Origin of the sequence: Escherichia sp. E2748 (genome assembly GCF_005781125.1) — a bacterium.
Taxonomy (GTDB): Bacteria; Pseudomonadota; Gammaproteobacteria; order Enterobacterales; family Enterobacteriaceae; genus Escherichia.
Genome location: NZ_VATP01000007.1, coordinates 1 through 17886, shown reverse-complemented (window position 1 = coordinate 17886; position 17886 = coordinate 1). Strand labels below are relative to the sequence as shown.

Below are 17886 nucleotides of genomic sequence, written 5' to 3'. Positions count from 1 at the left end.
GGTGTTTTATGACGTACGCAGTGGAGTTTGACAACGTCTCGCGGTTGTACGGCGACGTGCGCGCGGTAGATGGCGTCAGTATTGCGATAAAAGATGGTGAGTTCTTCTCTATGCTGGGACCGTCCGGTTCCGGCAAAACCACCTGCCTGCGCCTGATTGCTGGCTTCGAACAGCTTTCCGGCGGGGCGATTGCTATCTTTGGCAAACCGGCCAGTAATCTACCGCCGTGGGAGCGGGACGTGAATACCGTCTTCCAGGACTACGCGCTGTTTCCCCATATGTCGATTCTCGAGAATGTGGCCTACGGGCTGATGGTTAAAGGCGTGGATAAAAAGCAGCGGTACGCAATGGCGCAAGAGGCGCTGGAGAAAGTGGCGTTGGGGTTTGTACAGCAACGTAAACCGTCACAGCTTTCTGGTGGTCAGCGCCAGCGAGTCGCCATCGCCAGAGCACTGGTGAACGAACCGCGCGTGTTGTTGCTGGATGAACCGCTCGGCGCACTGGATCTCAAATTGCGCGAACAAATGCAGCTTGAGCTGAAAAAGCTGCAACAGTCGCTCGGTATCACTTTTATTTTCGTTACCCACGATCAGGGCGAAGCGTTATCGATGTCTGATCGTGTGGCGGTTTTCAATAATGGACGCATTGAACAGGTCGATTCCTCGCGCGATCTCTATATGCGCCCGCGCACGCCGTTTGTTGCGGGATTCGTCGGGACATCCAACGTTTTTGATCCGCTAATGGCCGAGAATCTTTGCGGCATGGTGGGCAGTTTTGCCCTGCGGCCGGAACATATTCGCCTGAATACACCAGGTGAAGTGCAGGCCAATGGCACGATTCAGGCGGTGCAATATCAGGGGGCAGCCACACGTTTTGAACTGAAACTTAACAGCGGTGAAAAACTGCTGGTTAGCCAGGCAAATGTAACGGGCGAAGACTTACCCAACACGCTCACGGCTGGGCAACAGGTGATGGTTTCCTGGGCGCGTGATGTGATGGTGCCACTGGTTGAGGAGAGGTGAATGGCGATGAACGTATTGCAATCACCTTCACGTCCTGGTCTGGGTAAGGTGTCCGGTTTCTTCTGGCGTAATCCGGGGCTGGGGCTGTTTTTGCTGCTGCTTGGCCCTCTAATGTGGTTTGGTATTGTCTATTTCGGCTCGCTGCTGACGTTGTTGTGGCAGGGCTTTTATACCTTTGACGATTTCACCATGTCGGTAACGCCGGAACTGACGCTGGCGAATATCCGTGCGCTGTTTAATCCGGCGAATTACGACATCATTCTCCGCACACTGACAATGGCTGTGGCAGTCACTATCGCCAGTGCCATTCTGGCCTTTCCGATGGCGTGGTATATGGCGCGCTATACCAGCGGCAAAATGAAAGCGTTCTTTTACATTGCGGTGATGTTGCCCATGTGGGCAAGCTACATTGTTAAAGCCTATGCCTGGACCTTATTGCTGGCTAAAGACGGTGTGGCGCAGTGGTTTTTACAACATCTGGGGCTGGAACCACTGCTGACAGCGTTCCTTACATTACCAGCGGTGGGCGGTAATACGCTGTCAACTTCTGGGCTAGGGCGCTTTCTGGTGTTTCTCTATATCTGGTTGCCGTTCATGATCCTGCCTGTGCAGGCGGCGCTTGAGCGTTTGCCGCCGTCATTGTTGCAGGCGTCGGCTGATCTTGGCGCGCGTCCACGGCAAACCTTTCGTTATGTGGTGCTGCCGCTGGCGATCCCAGGCATCGCGGCTGGCTCTATCTTTACCTTTTCGCTCACACTGGGTGATTTTATCGTCCCACAGCTGGTTGGCCCGCCAGGGTATTTTATCGGCAATATGGTCTACTCCCAGCAGGGAGCGATTGGCAATATGCCGATGGCTGCGGCTTTTACTCTGGTGCCGATAGTCCTTATCGCACTCTATCTGGCGTTCGTGAAACGTCTGGGAGCGTTCGATGCACTCTGAACGCGCACCGTTTTTCCTCAAACTGGCGGCCTGGGGCGGCGTGGTTTTCCTACATTTTCCCATCCTTATTATTGCTGCCTATGCTTTTAATACTGAAGAAGCAGCATTTAGCTTCCCCCCGCAAGGTCTGACACTGCGCTGGTTTAGCGTGGCAGCACAGCGTAGTGATATTCTTGATGCCGTGACACTGTCACTTAAAGTGGCGGCGCTGGCAACATTAATTGCGCTGGTGTTAGGGACGCTGGCAGCTGCCGCGCTGTGGCGACGAGACTTTTTCGGCAAAAACGCCATTTCTCTGTTACTGCTGCTGCCTATTGCGCTGCCAGGCATTGTTACTGGTCTGGCGTTATTAACCGCGTTTAAAACCATCAATCTGGAGCCGGGATTTTTCACCATCGTGGTCGGGCATGCGACTTTTTGCGTAGTGGTGGTGTTTAACAATGTCATTGCCCGTTTTCGCCGCACCTCGTGGAGTCTGGTTGAGGCGTCAATGGATCTTGGGGCTAATGGCTGGCAAACCTTTCGTTATGTGGTGTTGCCAAATCTCAGTTCGGCGCTACTGGCAGGAGGGATGCTGGCGTTTGCCTTGTCGTTCGATGAAATCATCGTTACGACCTTTACGGCAGGCCATGAACGGACGTTACCGTTGTGGTTGCTCAATCAGCTTGGGCGACCACGTGATGTACCGGTAACCAACGTGGTGGCACTGCTGGTTATGTTGGTAACAACCTTGCCGATCCTGGGGGCCTGGTGGCTAACCCGCGAAGGCGACAATGGTCAATAACCACTGATACAGGAATATGCTATGCAGCATAAGTTACTGATTAACGGAGAACTGGTTAGCGGCGAAGGGGAAAAACAGCCTGTCTATAATCCGGCAACGGGGGACGTTTTACTGGAGATTGCCGAGGCATCGGCAGAGCAAGTTGATGCTGCTGTTCGCGCGGCAGATGCGGCATTTGCCGAATGGGGGCAAACGACGCCGAAGGTGCGCGCAGAATGCCTGCTGAAACTGGCTGATGTTATTGAAGAAAATGGTCAGGTTTTTGCCGAACTGGAGTCTCGTAACTGTGGCAAGCCTCTGCATAGTGCGTTCAATGATGAAATTCCTGCGATTGTCGATGTTTTTCGCTTTTTCGCCGGAGCTGCTCGCTGCCTGAATGGTCTGGCGGCAGGAGAATATCTCGAGGGACATACTTCGATGATCCGCCGCGATCCGCTGGGCGTTGTGGCTTCTATTGCCCCCTGGAATTACCCATTGATGATGGCTGCATGGAAACTGGCTCCGGCACTGGCGGCGGGGAACTGCGTGGTACTGAAGCCATCAGAAATCACGCCGCTGACCGCACTAAAACTGGCAGAGCTGGCGAAAGATATCTTCCCGCCGGGCGTGATCAACGTACTGTTTGGCCGGGGCCAGACCGTGGGCGATCCGCTGACCGGGCATCAAAAAGTGCGCATGGTTTCGCTGACGGGGTCTATCGCCACCGGTGAGCACATCATCAGCCATACCGCGCCATCCATTAAGCGCACCCACATGGAGTTAGGCGGCAAAGCTCCGGTCATTGTTTTTGATGATGCTGATATTGAAGCTGTGGTTGAAGGTGTCCGCACGTTTGGTTATTACAACGCTGGACAGGATTGCACCGCAGCTTGTCGAATCTATGCGCAAAAAGGCATTTACGATGCGCTGGTGGAAAAACTCGGCGCCGCTGTCGCAACCTTGAAATCGGGCGCGCCGGATGACGAATCAACGGAACTGGGGCCGTTGAGTTCCCAGGCTCATCTCGACCGCGTCAGCAAAGCAGTGGAAGAGGCGAAAGCGACGGGACACATTAAAGTGATCACCGGCGGGGAGAAACGAAAAGGTAACGGTTATTACTATATGCCGACGCTGCTGGCAGGCGCGTTGCAAGAAGATGCTATCGTTCAAAGAGAGGTATTTGGTCCAGTGGTGAGCGTGACTGTCTTCGATAATGAAGAACAGGTAGTGAACTGGGCAAATGATAGCCAGTATGGTTTAGCCTCTTCAGTGTGGACGAAAGATGTGGGGCGGGCGCATCGCGTTAGTGCACGTCTGCAATATGGCTGCACATGGGTCAATACCCATTTCATGCTGGTAAGTGAAATGCCGCACGGTGGTCAGAAACTTTCAGGTTATGGCAAGGATATGTCACTTTATGGGCTGGAGGATTACACCGTTGTCCGCCACGTAATGGTTAAACATTAAGGATAATATTGTAGCCAGGGAGAGTGTGAGAAGATCTAACGCACTGTCAGAGAGTTGATATCTCTCTGACAGTGTGTACTGCGTGAAATATCGCTACATCAAATAAACCAACCAAATCTCATAGAGATAAGAGCAAACAATCCAACAGCAGCAAAGAGATTTATAAGCACTACAGTTCTACTGGAAACATTCATATTTTGCCACCTTTTGTCATAGCCCCTATGTGTATAGTACGGGTTAAGTAAATCTGCAATAATACTCATTCTGAAGATGGACAAGGGCAGCTCCCGGGTTATGGAAATATCTCAAACGGGTTGAAAAACTTGATGTGCATCAAAAAATAACGCATATTTGCGCGCGTTTTATTCCTCTGGCTGGATGCCTGTACATGTCTCTTTATCAATACCTGATTGTTTTTTATGCTGTTATGGCAGCTATCGCGTTTGTTACTACCTGGTTTCTTTCCCACGAGAAGAAGCACATTCGTTTTCTGAGCGCCTTCCTGGTGGCGGTGACCTGGCCGATGAGTTTTCCAGTGGCGCTGCTGTTTTCGCTGTTTTAAATCTTGAGCACTAGCTTGACGGCACAACGCAGACTTATATCATTTGGGAGAATCGATAATTTTCACAAGTGGCTAAGGAGAAAGTATGTCGCATCTGGAAGAGGTCATCGCACGCGTGGATGCAGCGATTGATGAGAGCGTCATTGCCCATATGAACGAATTATTAATCGCCCTGAGCGATGACGCAGAGTTAAGCCGGGAGGAACGTTACACTCAGCAGCAGCGTTTGCGTACAGCAATCGCTCATCACGGGCGTAAGCATAAAGAAGATATGGAAGCTCGCCACGAACAGTTAACCAAAGGCGGCACTATCCTGTGATTAAAACGAGCGTCTGGCCACCAGCCAGGCGCCAACCACAAGTAAAATTGCGCCACAAATTGGGCCGATCAACGCCCGTAATGGCACGCCATGGCTACGCAAAATATCCAGCACCAGCCCTCCAATCAACTGACTGGCGACCAGTACTGCAATGGTCGTAGCTGCCCCCACATTCTGATATCCGCTGATACTGGCAAAGACAAAAAATGATCCCAGCAAGCCAGGAATCAGTGTCCACCAACGCACACTGGAAACCAGTTCGCCAAACCCTGCCATCCCTTGTTTAAACCATAAAATGGAGACGAATAGCACAATCCCCACCAGTGAGTTCAGCAACATGGCGATGAGAATGGTAGAGGAGGTCTGGGTGATGCGCACCATCAGCGTGTTTTGCACCACCAGGCCAATTCCGGCGGCAATCAAAAAGGCAAGGGTGAGCGACTGATTCATCCAATCGCGTCCGGTTCAGTGCGCTCGTCGAGTTGCAACTGCATAAATGTCAGATCCAGCCAACGACCAAATTTAGTGCCTACCTGCGGCATTTGTGCGGTGACGACAAATCCCAGAGACTGGTGGAGATGCAGCGAGGCCAGATTTTGCGATTCGATCCCGGCGACCATGACATGCTTCCCGCAATCCCGCGCTTCATCGATCAATCGGCTTAACAATTTACGCCCAAGACCTTTGCCCTGATGATCGGGATGGACATAAACCGAATGTTCCACGGTATGGCGAAAACCATCGAAACTACGCCAGTCGCCAAACGAGGCATATCCCGTCACTACGCCGTTTTCCTCGCTCACCAGCACTGGATAACCTGCTAAAGTCCGCGCTTCAAACCAGGCAATGCGGTTATCTGCATCCACAGTTTGGTCATTCCAGATAGCCGCCGTATACAACACGGCGTGGTTATAAATTTCCGCAATAGCAGCACAATCGGCTTTGCAGGCAAAACGGATGGACATATCTGGCCTCGATTAAATATTGATGATGATGTTATCAATACTATCGAAAACAGCCGGAAGCAACGCAATCTACAATGAAATTATTGCGTGTTGTGGGAGGAATGTGATGCATACAGACAAATATAACCACGTGTGCCTGCTACCATTGATCGATTCATGCCAAAAGCACAGGAGAGCATTATGGGGCAACAAAAGCAGCGTAACCGCCGTTGGGTTCTGGCCTCGCGTCCGCATGGCGCGCCGGTTCCGGAGAATTTTCGTCTTGAAGAAGATGATGTCGCCACACCGGGTGAAGGACAGGTGTTACTGCGCACAGTTTATTTGTCACTGGACCCGTATATGCGTGGACGAATGAGCGATGAGCCATCTTATTCACCGCCCGTTGATATTGGCGGGGTGATGGTCGGCGGTACGGTGAGCCGTGTCGTGGAGTCGAATCATCCTGATTACCAGCCTGGCGACTGGGTGCTTGGCTACAGTGGATGGCAGGACTATGACATATCCAGTGGCGATGAACTGGTGAAACTTGGCGATCATCCGCAAAATCCTTCGTGGTCACTGGGTGTGCTGGGGATGCCCGGCTTTACCGCTTATATGGGCCTGCTGGATATCGGTCAGCCCAAAGAGGGCGAAACGTTGGTGGTTGCTGCAGCGACAGGACCAGTGGGTGCGACGGTGGGGCAAATCGGAAAACTTAAAGGTTGTAGGGTAGTTGGAGTGGCCGGTGGCGCGGAAAAATGCCGCCATGCTACCGAGGTGCTGGGCTTCGATGTTTGCCTTGACCACCACGCGGATGATTTTGCCGGGCAGCTGGCGAAAGCGTGTCCGAAAGGGATTGATATCTATTATGAAAACGTTGGCGGGAAGGTGTTTGATGCCGTGCTGCCGTTGCTTAATACCTCCGCGCGTATTCCTGTCTGTGGCTTAGTAAGCGGCTATAATGCGACGGAGTTGCCATCGGGGCCAGACCGTTTACCGTTGTTGATGGCCACGGTGCTGAAAAAACGTATTCGCCTGCAAGGCTTTATTATCAGTCAGGATTATGGCCACCGAATCCATGAGTTCCAGCAGGAGATGGGACAATGGGTGAAAGAGGGTAAAATTCACTATCGTGAACAAATTACCAACGGTTTGGAGAACGCACCGCAGACGTTTATCGGCCTGCTGAGCGGCAAAAACTTCGGCAAAGTTGTTATTCATGTCGCGGGTGATGACTAAAGATACGGCGGCGGCGTAAAGCCGCCACAAAAATCCAGGCAAAAATCTTATTTCCAGCTTTAATTAACTAATCACATCACTGTTCTGTAGCTAATAACAATAAAGATGAGTGGATAATGATTATTCAGCTTCATACACCAGGTAAACGACTTCTGCTATACCGGCAGAGTTGGAACGAATACACCTGAAGGAAATAACATGCCTGGAACGGAAAAAATATCGCATATCAGTTTGACTATGCAGGTTGAGAACGACCTGAAACATCAGCTTAGTATTGGTGCACTGAAACCTGGCGCACGCTTGATCACTAAAAATCTGGCGGAGCAATTAGGCATGAGTATTACACCCGTGCGTGAAGCACTATTACGCCTGGTTTCGGTTAATGCGCTCTCTGTCGCACCTGCACAAGCATTTACAGTACCGGAAGTAAGGCAAAGTCAATTAGACGAAATCAATCGGATCCGCTACGAACTGGAATTAATGGCAGTTGCCCTGGCTGTTGAAAACATTTCCTCGCAAGACATAGCGGAACTTCAGGAATTGCTCGAGAAATTACAGCAGGCGCAAGAAAACGGCGATATGGAACAACTCATTAATGCAAACAAACTATTTCGCTTAGCGATTTACCATCGTTCAAAAATGCCCATTCTGTGTGAAATGATTGAGCAATTATGGGTCAGGATGGGACCTGGTTTACATTATCTTTATGAAGCGATTAATCCAGCAGAATTACGTGAGCGTATTGAAAGCTATCATGTACTATTCGCCGCGTTAAAAGCAAAAGACAAAGAGGGATGCAGACATTGTCTTGCTGAAATTATGCAAAAAAACGTTGCTATGTTGTGCCAGCAATACAGTTGTTAAATTAAAACGCCCGGCAAATATCGGGCATCAATGTATACTCGTCATACTTCAAGTTGCATGTGCTGCGTCTGCGGGTTATTCGGCCCATCCATGGGCCTCACCCCTTACGGGGCCGCTGCAACTCGAATTATTTAGAGTATAGTTATTCAAATCGCCATGCGATATTCACGCCGACACCATAATTACGCCCGGGAGCTGGTTCGTAATATCGACCATTTGATTCATTAACAATCACCGATCCGACATATTCTTTATCGAATAAATTATCGACACGACCAAATAAATCCATAGTTAGATTGTGGTAATTGTATTTATACCCGGTGAATAAGCCGACGAGAGTATAAGAAGGCGCTTTGGCCGTATTTTCATCATCTGCCATAATATCGCCCATGTAACGCGCTTCCGTGCCTGCATACCAGCCATCTTCCGGTACATAACCTATCGACGCAAAACCCATATTACGGGCGATCCCTGGCATCCGGTTACCGTTACAATCCTGTTCACTGCAAACATTGCTGCGATAGGTGGCATCAAGCCAGGTCCAGGACGCTTTTACGCGAAAATCTCCCGCGAAACGTTGATCCCATGCCAGTTCAGCGCCCTGACGACGCGTTTTACCGGCATTTTTATACGTGGTGCGTCCACCGCTACTGCTATCGACAACAATTTCATCATCGGTGTCGGTCTGGAACAATGCGAGATTAAGCAACCCATCACCAATACGCGTTTTACTGCCGATCTCAATTGTATCGTTGGTGGAAGGTTTTAAACCAAAGTTCATACCGCTTTGCCCATCAGCGCGATAAGACAACTCATTAATCGTCGGTGTTTCAAAACCACGCCCGGCTGCCAGATAGATATTCCAGGCATTGGTCATTGCATATTTTAGCGATCCGGCTGGTAGCCATTTGTGATAACTGGCATCACCGCTATCATCGCCGTTACCCGGAGTAACGTAATGATCGTTGGAATCAAACCATACGGAGCTGTAGCGCACGCCAGCATCCAGCGACAGTTTTTCGCTCAGCTGCCACTGTGCCTGTAAATAGGGATCGACGTTCCACATCAGATTGCGTTCGTCGCGGCGCAACTCACCTTTTTGCCCGTACTCCGGCACGCCGCTATTCAGGCGAAAATTATTGTAGCCTTTGCGGTTTTCACTCATGTTTTCGTAGTTCAGGCCGGTAGTGAACGTGACCGGAACGCCCAGTTCACCACGGTGTGTCCAGCGGCTGTCTATCCCCTGGTAATGGCGTTGCAGAGTAATCACGCCGCCCGCATGCGACGGGTTAAGTTGCGGTGTCATTGGGATTGACTGATACTGGGTCGTTTCTCGCTCTCCGGCATACATCATCACACTCATATCATCCCGCGAACTCAGGCTACGCTCATAGCGCAGCCCAGCCTGAGTTTGCTTGATGGTTTTTCGCGTGTCGTACTGTTCAGCGCGTGGCGCTTGTTGCGGATTCGCCTTCCATTCTGCTTCGGTTAATCCACCTGGATCATCTGCTTTGATATCCACGCTGTTGAAAATCAGGCTTAATTTGCTGGCGTCATCAATGCGTACGCCCAGTTTGGCATTGGCTAAATTTTTCTGTGCACCACTATGGTCACGATAGCCGTGGGTCGTAAAGCGTGTGGTTGAGACGGTGTAATCGACATCGCCCGGCTGTGTGCCGTCGCCCGTTGCGCCCGTTGCTTTCAGCCCATAGCGCCAGCTGCCAAAACTGCCATAGTAACTACTGGCTTCAATGGTTGGCGGCTGTTGCCCGGTTTGAGTAGTGACATTCATCACCCCGCCAGACGCGTTGCCATACAGGGCAGAGAAGGGGCCACGCAGCACTTCCACATTTTGCACACTGCTTAAATCGATGTTGGATGTTTGCCCTTGTCCGTCGGGCATGGTGGCGGGAATACCGTCCACATACAGGCGAATACCGCGAATTCCGTAAGTGGAGCGGGAACCAAATCCGCGAATCGACAGCTGTAAATCTTGCGCATAGTTCTGCCGGTTTTGTACCTGCAAACCGGGCACGCTGGTCAGTGATTCAGACAAATTGATGCGCGGTGTTGCCAGGCGCATCTCCTCGCCATCCACCGCGCTAACGGCTGCTGGCGTATCCAGCTCGGAAATCACTTGTGGCGCGGCACTGACAATCATGGTTTGTTCATTGGTTGCAAAAGCGGAAGGAGAAAGGGCAATCAGTGCGGGCAAAATGGTCTGTCGGACGGAAAAAATCTTCATGAAAAAGCCAGGTTAAGAATGGGAATACGCCGTCATGGTAATAAAATTGTAAATTTATGGAAAACGAAACGGCACAATACGTTAAGTAATTGAGAAAATTGTAGTCGTGACGACAAGAAATACTCCACATTTGAGAAAATAATGATTACCATTCCCATTTATAACAAGAGTGTAACGATGATTACGCTCAGCGAAGCATTGTGAAGCAGCAAAAATATCGGTTCATCAAAGGGAGTCGTCATGCATTTACGTCATCTGTTTTCATCGCGCCTGCGTGGTTCATTACTGTTAGGTTCATTGCTCGTTGCTTCATCATTCAGTACGCAGGCCGCAGAAGAAATGCTGCGTAAAGCGGTAGGTAAAGGTGCCTACGAAATGGCTTATAGCCAGCAGGAGAACGCGCTGTGGCTTGCTACTTCGCAAAGCCGCAAACTGGATAAAGGCGGCGTGGTTTATCGTCTCGATCCGGTCACTCTGGAAGTGACTCAGGCGATCCATAACGATCTCAAGCCGTTTGGTGCCACCATCAATAACACGACTCAGACGTTGTGGTTTGGTAACACCGTAAACAGCGCGGTCACGGCGATAGATGCCAAAACGGGCGAAGTGAAAGGGCGTCTGGTGCTGGATGATCGTAAGCGCACGGAAGAGGTGCGCCCGTTGCAGCCGCGTGAGCTGGTAGCTGACGATGCCACGAACACGGTTTACATCAGTGGTATTGGCAAAGAGAGCGTGATTTGGGTCGTTGATGGCGAGAATATCAAACTGAAAACCGCCATCCAGAACACCGGTAAAATGAGCACTGGTTTAGCGCTGGATAGTAAAGGCAAACGTCTTTACACCACTAACGCTGACGGCGAATTGATTACCATCGACACCGCCGACAATAAAATCCTCAGCCGTAAAAAGCTGCTGGATGACGGCAAAGAGCACTTCTTTATCAACATCAGCCTTGATACCGCCAATCAGCGTGCATTTATCACCGATTCAAAAGCGGCAGAAGTGTTAGTGGTCGATACCCGTAATGGCAATATTCTGGCGAAGGTTGCGGCACCGGAATCACTGGCTGTGCTGTTTAACCCAGCGCGTAATGAAGCCTACGTGACGCATCGTCAGGCGGGTAAAGTTAGTGTGATTGATGCGAAAAGCTATAAGGTGGTGAAAACGTTCGATACGCCGACTCATCCGAATAGCCTGGCGCTGTCTGCCGATGGCAAAACGCTGTATGTCAGTGTTAAACAAAAATCCACTAAACAGCAGGAAGCTACCCAGCCGGACGATGTGATTCGTATTGCGCTGTAATCGACACAGGGGAGTTTGTCTTTCGTAAGCCGGATGCGGCGCTAGCGCCGCATCCGGCTTTAAACCGAGCAATTATGCAATTAACTCGTCGTTTCAGGCTTAAACACAATTTCCTGTTTTTCTTCATCTTCCTCGATGACTGGCGCAGTGCTGTGAATTTCAGCAACGCGTTTGCGCACACCAAACCAGCCTATAACCAGCAGAATACCGATAATCGGCAGCGCAGCGATGGTATAAGTCCCGTTCGGGTAATCGAACGCCATCAGCACCAGCACGCACAGCAAAAACAGTAGCGTCAGCCAGGATGTGAAGGGCGCGCCAGGCAGTTTAAAACTGACGTCCGCTGCTTTGCCTTCTTTAATCGCTTTACGCAGGCGCATCTGGCACACGATGATAAACGCCCACGAGGCGATAATTCCCAGCGACGCGAAGTTCAGGACAATCTCAAATACGCGAGACGGCACCAGATAGTTAAGGAATACGCCAACAACATAAACGACCAGCGTCGCCAGGATCCCGGCATACGGCACATGCTGACGGCTCATTTTCGCCATAAAACTCGGTGCGGAACCGCCCATCGCCATCGAGCGCAGAATGCGTCCGGTGCAGTACAGACCTGAGTTCAGGCTGGAGAGGGCAGCGGTCAGCACTACAATGTTCATAATGCTTCCGATGTACGGCACACCCAGTTTAGAGAAGAATGTCACGAACGGACTTTGCCCCGCCTGATACGCGCTCCACGGCAATAACATAACCAGCAACACCACGGAGCCGACGTAAAACAGACCAATACGCCAAATCACACTGTTAATTGCTTTAGGCACCATGGTCTGCGGGTCTTTACATTCTCCGGCAGCTGTACCCACCATTTCAATAGAGGCAAAAGCAAACACTACGCCCTGAATCAACACCAGCGCAGGCAGCAAACCGTGGGGGAAGAAGCCGCCGTTATCGGTAATTAAATGAAAGCCAGTGGTGTTGCCATCCAGCGGCTGACCGCTACCGAGGAACACTGTACCCACGACCAAAAAGGTCACAATGGCGAGCACTTTAATAAGCGCAAACCAGAACTCCATCTCCGCAAACCATTTCACACCGATCATATTCATGGTGCCAACGATGGTCAGCGCAGCGAGCGCAAAGACCCACTGCGGCACGCCGCCAAACGCACCCCAGTAATGCATATACAGAGCGACGGCGGTAATATCGACAATCCCCGTCATCGCCCAGTTGATGAAGTACATCCAGCCAGCAACGTAAGCGGCTTTCTCTCCTAAAAACTCTCGGGCATAAGAGACAAAACTGCCACTGGAAGGGCGATGTAATACTAACTCACCCAATGCACGCAGAATAAAAAACGAAAACAAGCCACATACTAAATAAACCAGTGCCAGCGCAGGACCTGCCATTTGCAGTCGGGCTCCTGCACCTAAAAACAAACCGGTGCCAATCGCGCCGCCGATGGCGATCATCTGCACCTGGCGATTGCCCATCGCTTTGTGATACCCCTCTTCGTGGGCATTAAGCCAGCGGCGTTTCGCGGCGTGTTGATCTGAAGTGTCGGTGTCGTGTTTACTCATTGTTCTCCCTGATTGCTTTAATGAAAAAGTCATATAAGTTGCCATGAACAATGTTTATTCATCCTGGCGATGACAAGATTCACCATTATTCTTTATGGGTATAACTGTCGGCGCAGAATCCTACCCGTTATCGTGTAACGATGCAAAATAATCCCGCTATAAATGTGTGGGGATAATGGCGGCTAGCGACAAAGCCGCAACCTGATGAAATTATGACGGAAAAACCACTTTGGGTTCGATGATACTCGACGGTCGCCGACTTTTTCACCACTCGTTCGTTGCTCTGAACGCCAGTGGTTGCAGTGGACACTGGTGTGGTTGGTCGTCGCTGATTACCATTGAATAGTGAAGGACTAGCGTATGACTGGTTTCAGGGGTAATACGCCAAAGACCAATACAATTGCTGATTAGAAATGCCAGTTACCGACGTTACAGAAAATGCCAAAAAATGTAAGAGGGATATAGGGTGATAAACGCGCTATTGCCCAACAGAAACTTCTTGAATTAGTCCCGTTCCAGGGACATTACAACCCTTAAAACATTACTTCAATATAATTAATGTGTATATCATTCTCGATATTAATTTATGAAGTGAATTTGATATATTCCGAATTCTTAATTTACATTACTAATGTATGGGGCATAACGTTAAGATGGCTATGTGCAGATTAAGATATCAGGGTGGGGCGGTAGCGTTTACAGATATTAATTAATTGATGAAAATTATGTTACCCGTGCAATCATTTACATCAACTATTGATATTGAAGATAGATAAATAAAGATGCTGAGAACCAATGTTAAGGAATCGTAATGGAAATCGTTGAGAACTTGCTTTGATTTCATTGTCTATGAAGATGATGCCATCAATACTGCACAAAGTGGAAATGTTGACATCAAAGAGAACCCTATTTAATAAATAATAAAAGAGCGTTTGTTTTTTATCTGAAAAATATTATCTCCAGGAGGAAGGATATGTCATTAAGGAGAATGACATCTGGTGAATTAACATTAGCCAGATCGATTTTTGAGAATACACTTGATTATAACAAGGTATGGATCCACAATGAAAAATATTTGCCAGGTCAAGGGGAAAGAACAGCGATGACCCCAAACGGGGAAATGTATTATCCTGATGCTGTTTATAGTTCAGATTTTTCATCGCAAGCAATGTCTGGCGATCGTGAAACAGTAGCAGGTGCTTCTCACTTGTTTATCCATGAAATGATGCATGTTTGGCAATATCAGAAAGGGTATTCAGTTAAGTTACGTGGTTTATTTTCCTGGGCGGCAAATTATCATTACGATCTTAATTTACAGTCAATTTCTTCTTATTCCATGGAACAACAAGCATCTATAGTTTCTGATTATTGGCTATTGATTAACTATGGACTGGTAGCTGATTTGGCAAATGTTAACTATGTAGGTGATACAACTGAATCAGTGGACACTTTATCGAAAAAATACAAAAAGGTACTTAATTCATTTCCTGCGGGCGTCATATGAAGAGATTCTTTTTGTTGCTCTTTTTGTCGGGATGCACTGTTGGTGATTATGTTCGCCCATTGTTGCCCGGTAATATATATTTACAAGGCGGACGGGTTTGTTCAAAACCAGACGATGGGAATATGATTTCAAATTATATTTTATATGAAGGTAAATATGGCAATGCAATAAAACTGAAAAGAGTGACTGGTCAGTTCGATCCCGTATGTATTGACATAAATAAGCTATCTCCAGATGTTATTTATATCGGAAAATATATGCTCTCTTCCGGAAGTGATAAAGAATACTATGGTTTTAGCATAATTAGGTCAGGGGAGCGTATTTTAAGACTTGATGATAATCATACTAAATAACAAATTAAATAGTTTCATTGATTTTATTAATGTGCTTTAGGTGAATATTTTCATCAGGTTAACATGACTATGGTATATATAGTTGATAGTATCTTCAGTAGTATTCATAAGTATTGAGATGTTTTATGCCAACTACGAATATATTGCATATTTTACTCTCTGTAAGATTTCTTATTAGCACTTGGCCATTTCTAGTTAAAAGGATTAATTATGAGTTTTACAGCTACAGATTATCCATCCGGTGCACTAATTGGATCGGGTACACATAACGTGACTTTGAGCGGCAGTGCAGTTCCTGATGGAATGTTACTGTTTGCAAGCTTGGGGGGTACAGAAACAGTAGGGGAACTATTTACTTATTCTATTAAATTAAAAACTCCTGACATCCTGAACCTGGGCTATGTTTCCCCCGCAGCTAACCTGCAGCTCAAACCGATGGTGGGCAAAGATCTGTGCGTCCATATCGAATTGGATGGCGGCGGAAAACGTTATATCAGCGGGCTGGTGACGGCGGCACGCGTGGCTGGTCATCAAGGACGTTCGGTGGTGTATGAACTGCGGATCGAACCGTGGTTAAAAATACTGACCCACACTAGTGACTACAAAGCGTTTCAGAATAAAAACGTGGTGGACATTCTGGATGAGGTACTGGATGAGTACCCCTGGCCAGTCGAAAAACGACTGGTGGAAAATTATCCGACTCGTGCCTGGCAGGTGCAGTACGGTGAAACAGATTTCGATTTTATTCAGCGCCTGATGCAGGAGTGGGGTATCTACTGGTGGTTTGAGCACAGCGAGAACAGTCACACGTTAGTGCTGGCTGATGCCATTAATGTCCACAAGGCATGCGCAGATTCGCCGCTGGTGTGTTATTACCAGGAAGGGCTGAAACTGGACAAGGAATTTATCCATACCATCACAGCAAATGAAAGCCTGCGCAGCGGACAGTGGGTGCTGAATGATTTCGACTTTATGAAGCCGCGTTCACTGCTGAAGAGCACCGTGGCTAATCCGCGTGAAACCGGCCTTGCTGAATATGAGCACTATGAATGGCCGGGAGACTACTTCACAAAGAGTGAAGGTGAAATGCTGACACGCATCCGCATGGAAGAACAGCGTAGCCCCGGTAGTCGGGTACAGGGCATCGGCAATATTCGTACCCTGATGACAGGTTTTACCTTCACCCTGGAAAACTATCCGACAGCCGAAGTGAACCGGGAATATCTGCTGGCACAGACCACGCTATTTATACAGGACAATGCGCAACACAGCGGCCAGGAGCAGCACTTCTCTTACTCAACCAGCTTTGAGTTACATCCCACCAATGAAGTTTACCGTCCGCAACGAACCCTGAGCAAACCCCACACCAAAGGCCCACAGAGCGCCATCGTGACCGGCCCGGCGGGACAGGAAATCTGGACAGATAAATATGGAAGGGTGAAAGTTCAGTTTGGCTGGGATCGTTACGGTAAGAATGATGAAAACAGTTCCTGCTGGGTCCGTGTCAGTTATCCGTGGGCGGGTAAAGGATTCGGTGGCATTCAGATCCCGCGCATTGGTCAGGAAGTTCTGGTGGATTTCAAAAATGGTGATCCGGATTTACCCATTATCGTAGGGCGGACATACAACCAGGACACCATGCCACCGTGGGGACTACCGGGCGCAGCGACGCAAAGCGGGTTTTACAGCCACACCATCGGCGGCGGCCCAACCAATGCTAACGCCCTGCGTTTTGAGGATAAAACTGGCGGAGAAGAAATCTGGTTGCATGCCGAGAAAGATCAACGCATTGAAGTAAATAATAATGAAAGCCATTGGGTGGGCAATAATCGCCTTAAAGTCATTGATAAAACAGAAACTGCGATTATTGGTGAGAAACGTTCTCTAACAGTCCAGACAGATGATATCTCTCTCGCCGGAAGGGATAAAACGATTCAGACAGTGCAGAATTTACGCCTTGCTGCGGGAGATTCCATTATTCTTAGCTGCGGAGAAACTATCCTGCAAATGACCAGTGACGGAATATTTAATATAACCTGTAAGAATTTTAATATTACTTCAACAGAGAATGGAAAAATAAATACACAATCAGGGCAGCTTGATTTAAATATGAATAACAGAGCGGCAGATATACCTCCGCCTGGAACATTAGAGAAAACAGCCCTTCAGTTGGCGATAGACGCCACATTCATGACTAAAAAATAAATAAAAACCCATCAATAAATAATTCATTAATTAAAAAGGACTCATACCATTATGACGGAGTACTATCTCAATGAAACTGTTGTAACTTTTCCTGGAAATATTATTCAGGACAGTACGATTAATATGCTGCGCCTCAGCGATCCCGACGCTGCACTAATTATCAGCCGGGGCCAGATGCAGGAAGGAGATGAATTAGCATCTCAGGTTGAACAGCAAATGAAAAAGCTGGAAAAGCAGGTAAAAGAACTGCGCTACACGCCCGTGCAGGTGACCCGCGTGGGGATTAATGACGCAGAGGAAGGGCTGGAAATACAGAGCCAGTTTCTCCGGGGTAACGAGCAGGTGTACCAGTGTCAGGTGGCATTTGTATTGCCGGGTGAGCGGGTCATGATGGCCTTCACCTACGCCAGAACCACACCGCTGACCCCGGCAGATATGACGCGCTGGGCTGAAATTAAAAAGAATCTGCGCTTCAGGATGCGGCAGGAAGCCAGGACGAATTAATCACACAGGGAACGGGACATGGAAGATGCATTCTGGGCGGCAAGACAGGGTGATGCCCTGCTGCATACGTC

Annotated in this window: 18 protein-coding genes; 13 read left to right on the top strand and 5 right to left on the bottom strand. The window is 48.9% G+C overall.

Going from position 1 to position 17886, the window contains the following annotated elements:
• Positions 1-8 precede the first annotated feature (8 nt).
• From FEK42_RS09000 to patD, 4 genes are read left to right on the top strand one after another with little or no spacing between them, the layout of a single operon-like run.
• A complete protein-coding gene (locus tag FEK42_RS09000; protein WP_138211806.1) occupies positions 9-1022 on the top strand; it encodes an ABC transporter ATP-binding protein in 1014 nt (337 codons plus the stop codon).
• A complete protein-coding gene (locus FEK42_RS08995) occupies positions 1023-1964 on the top strand; it encodes an ABC transporter permease (protein WP_001251315.1) in 942 nt (313 codons plus the stop codon).
• Complete coding sequence (locus tag FEK42_RS08990) at positions 1954-2748, top strand: ABC transporter permease (protein ID WP_130260846.1); 795 nt, start codon at positions 1954-1956, stop codon at positions 2746-2748. The genes FEK42_RS08995 and FEK42_RS08990 overlap by 11 nt, the downstream gene beginning before the upstream one ends.
• Positions 2749-2769: 21 nt before the next feature.
• Positions 2770-4194, top strand: coding sequence for an aminobutyraldehyde dehydrogenase (patD, locus tag FEK42_RS08985; protein WP_130260845.1), 1425 nt, complete (start codon positions 2770-2772; stop codon positions 4192-4194).
• Between the two features lie 98 nt (positions 4195-4292).
• Here patD and yncL read toward each other — a convergent pair whose 3' ends face one another.
• Positions 4293-4388, bottom strand: coding sequence for a stress response membrane protein YncL (gene yncL, locus FEK42_RS08980; RefSeq protein ID WP_074399477.1), 96 nt, complete (start codon positions 4386-4388; stop codon positions 4293-4295).
• A 194-nt stretch (positions 4389-4582) separates the two neighbouring features.
• Between yncL and FEK42_RS08975 the strand changes: the two genes are divergently transcribed.
• Both FEK42_RS08975 and ydcY read left to right on the top strand, forming a co-directional pair.
• The gene (locus FEK42_RS08975; RefSeq protein ID WP_135492451.1) at positions 4583-4756 is read left to right on the top strand and encodes a GhoT/OrtT family toxin; all 174 of its coding nucleotides are present in this window, start codon (positions 4583-4585) and stop codon (positions 4754-4756) included.
• A gap of 85 nt (positions 4757-4841) precedes the next feature.
• Positions 4842-5075, top strand: coding sequence for a DUF2526 family protein YdcY (ydcY, locus tag FEK42_RS08970; RefSeq protein WP_113649882.1), 234 nt, complete (start codon positions 4842-4844; stop codon positions 5073-5075).
• Here the strand turns inward: ydcY and FEK42_RS08965 are convergent, their stop codons facing one another.
• Complete coding sequence (locus tag FEK42_RS08965; RefSeq protein WP_001548534.1) at positions 5076-5525, bottom strand: DMT family transporter; 450 nt, start codon at positions 5523-5525, stop codon at positions 5076-5078.
• A complete protein-coding gene (gene mddA / locus FEK42_RS08960) occupies positions 5522-6040 on the bottom strand; it encodes an L-methionine sulfoximine/L-methionine sulfone acetyltransferase (protein ID WP_130210195.1) in 519 nt (172 codons plus the stop codon). The genes FEK42_RS08965 and mddA overlap by 4 nt, the downstream gene beginning before the upstream one ends.
• A 180-nt stretch (positions 6041-6220) precedes the next feature.
• Between mddA and curA the strand changes: the two genes are divergently transcribed.
• Positions 6221-7258, top strand: coding sequence for an NADPH-dependent curcumin/dihydrocurcumin reductase (curA, locus tag FEK42_RS08955; protein ID WP_135492453.1), 1038 nt, complete (start codon positions 6221-6223; stop codon positions 7256-7258).
• Positions 7259-7456: 198 nt separating this feature from the next.
• On the top strand, positions 7457-8122 hold the full coding sequence (gene mcbR / locus FEK42_RS08950) for a colanic acid/biofilm transcriptional regulator McbR (protein WP_130210191.1): 666 nt from the start codon (positions 7457-7459) through the stop codon (positions 8120-8122).
• Between the two features lie 142 nt (positions 8123-8264).
• Here mcbR and pqqU read toward each other — a convergent pair whose 3' ends face one another.
• On the bottom strand, positions 8265-10367 hold the full coding sequence (pqqU, locus tag FEK42_RS08945; protein ID WP_135492455.1) for a TonB-dependent receptor PqqU: 2103 nt from the start codon (positions 10365-10367) through the stop codon (positions 8265-8267).
• A gap of 240 nt (positions 10368-10607) precedes the next feature.
• Between pqqU and FEK42_RS08935 the strand changes: the two genes are divergently transcribed.
• Positions 10608-11669 (top strand): YncE family protein, encoded by a 1062-nt coding sequence (locus tag FEK42_RS08935; protein WP_105268474.1) that lies wholly within the window; start codon positions 10608-10610, stop codon positions 11667-11669.
• Between the two features lie 80 nt (positions 11670-11749).
• Here the strand turns inward: FEK42_RS08935 and ansP are convergent, their stop codons facing one another.
• Positions 11750-13249 carry an L-asparagine permease gene (gene ansP, locus FEK42_RS08930; protein ID WP_135492459.1) on the bottom strand — a complete coding sequence of 500 codons (1500 nt, stop codon included), beginning with the start codon at positions 13247-13249 and terminating at the stop codon, positions 11750-11752.
• A 973-nt stretch (positions 13250-14222) separates the two neighbouring features.
• Between ansP and FEK42_RS08920 the strand changes: the two genes are divergently transcribed.
• The 4 genes from FEK42_RS08920 (at position 14223) to FEK42_RS08905 (ending at position 17815) form a co-directional block, all read left to right on the top strand.
• Positions 14223-14753, top strand: coding sequence for a type IV secretion protein Rhs (locus FEK42_RS08920; RefSeq protein WP_135492461.1), 531 nt, complete (start codon positions 14223-14225; stop codon positions 14751-14753).
• Positions 14750-15106: a hypothetical protein gene (locus FEK42_RS08915; RefSeq protein ID WP_138211805.1), complete on the top strand. Its 357-nt coding sequence runs from the start codon at positions 14750-14752 to the stop codon at positions 15104-15106. The genes FEK42_RS08920 and FEK42_RS08915 overlap by 4 nt, the downstream gene beginning before the upstream one ends.
• A 210-nt stretch (positions 15107-15316) precedes the next feature.
• Positions 15317-17311 carry a type VI secretion system tip protein TssI/VgrG gene (gene tssI / locus FEK42_RS08910; RefSeq protein ID WP_138211804.1) on the top strand — a complete coding sequence of 665 codons (1995 nt, stop codon included), beginning with the start codon at positions 15317-15319 and terminating at the stop codon, positions 17309-17311.
• A 51-nt stretch (positions 17312-17362) separates the two neighbouring features.
• The gene (locus FEK42_RS08905; protein WP_135492465.1) at positions 17363-17815 is read left to right on the top strand and encodes a DcrB-related protein; all 453 of its coding nucleotides are present in this window, start codon (positions 17363-17365) and stop codon (positions 17813-17815) included.
• Positions 17816-17886 lie beyond the last annotated feature (71 nt).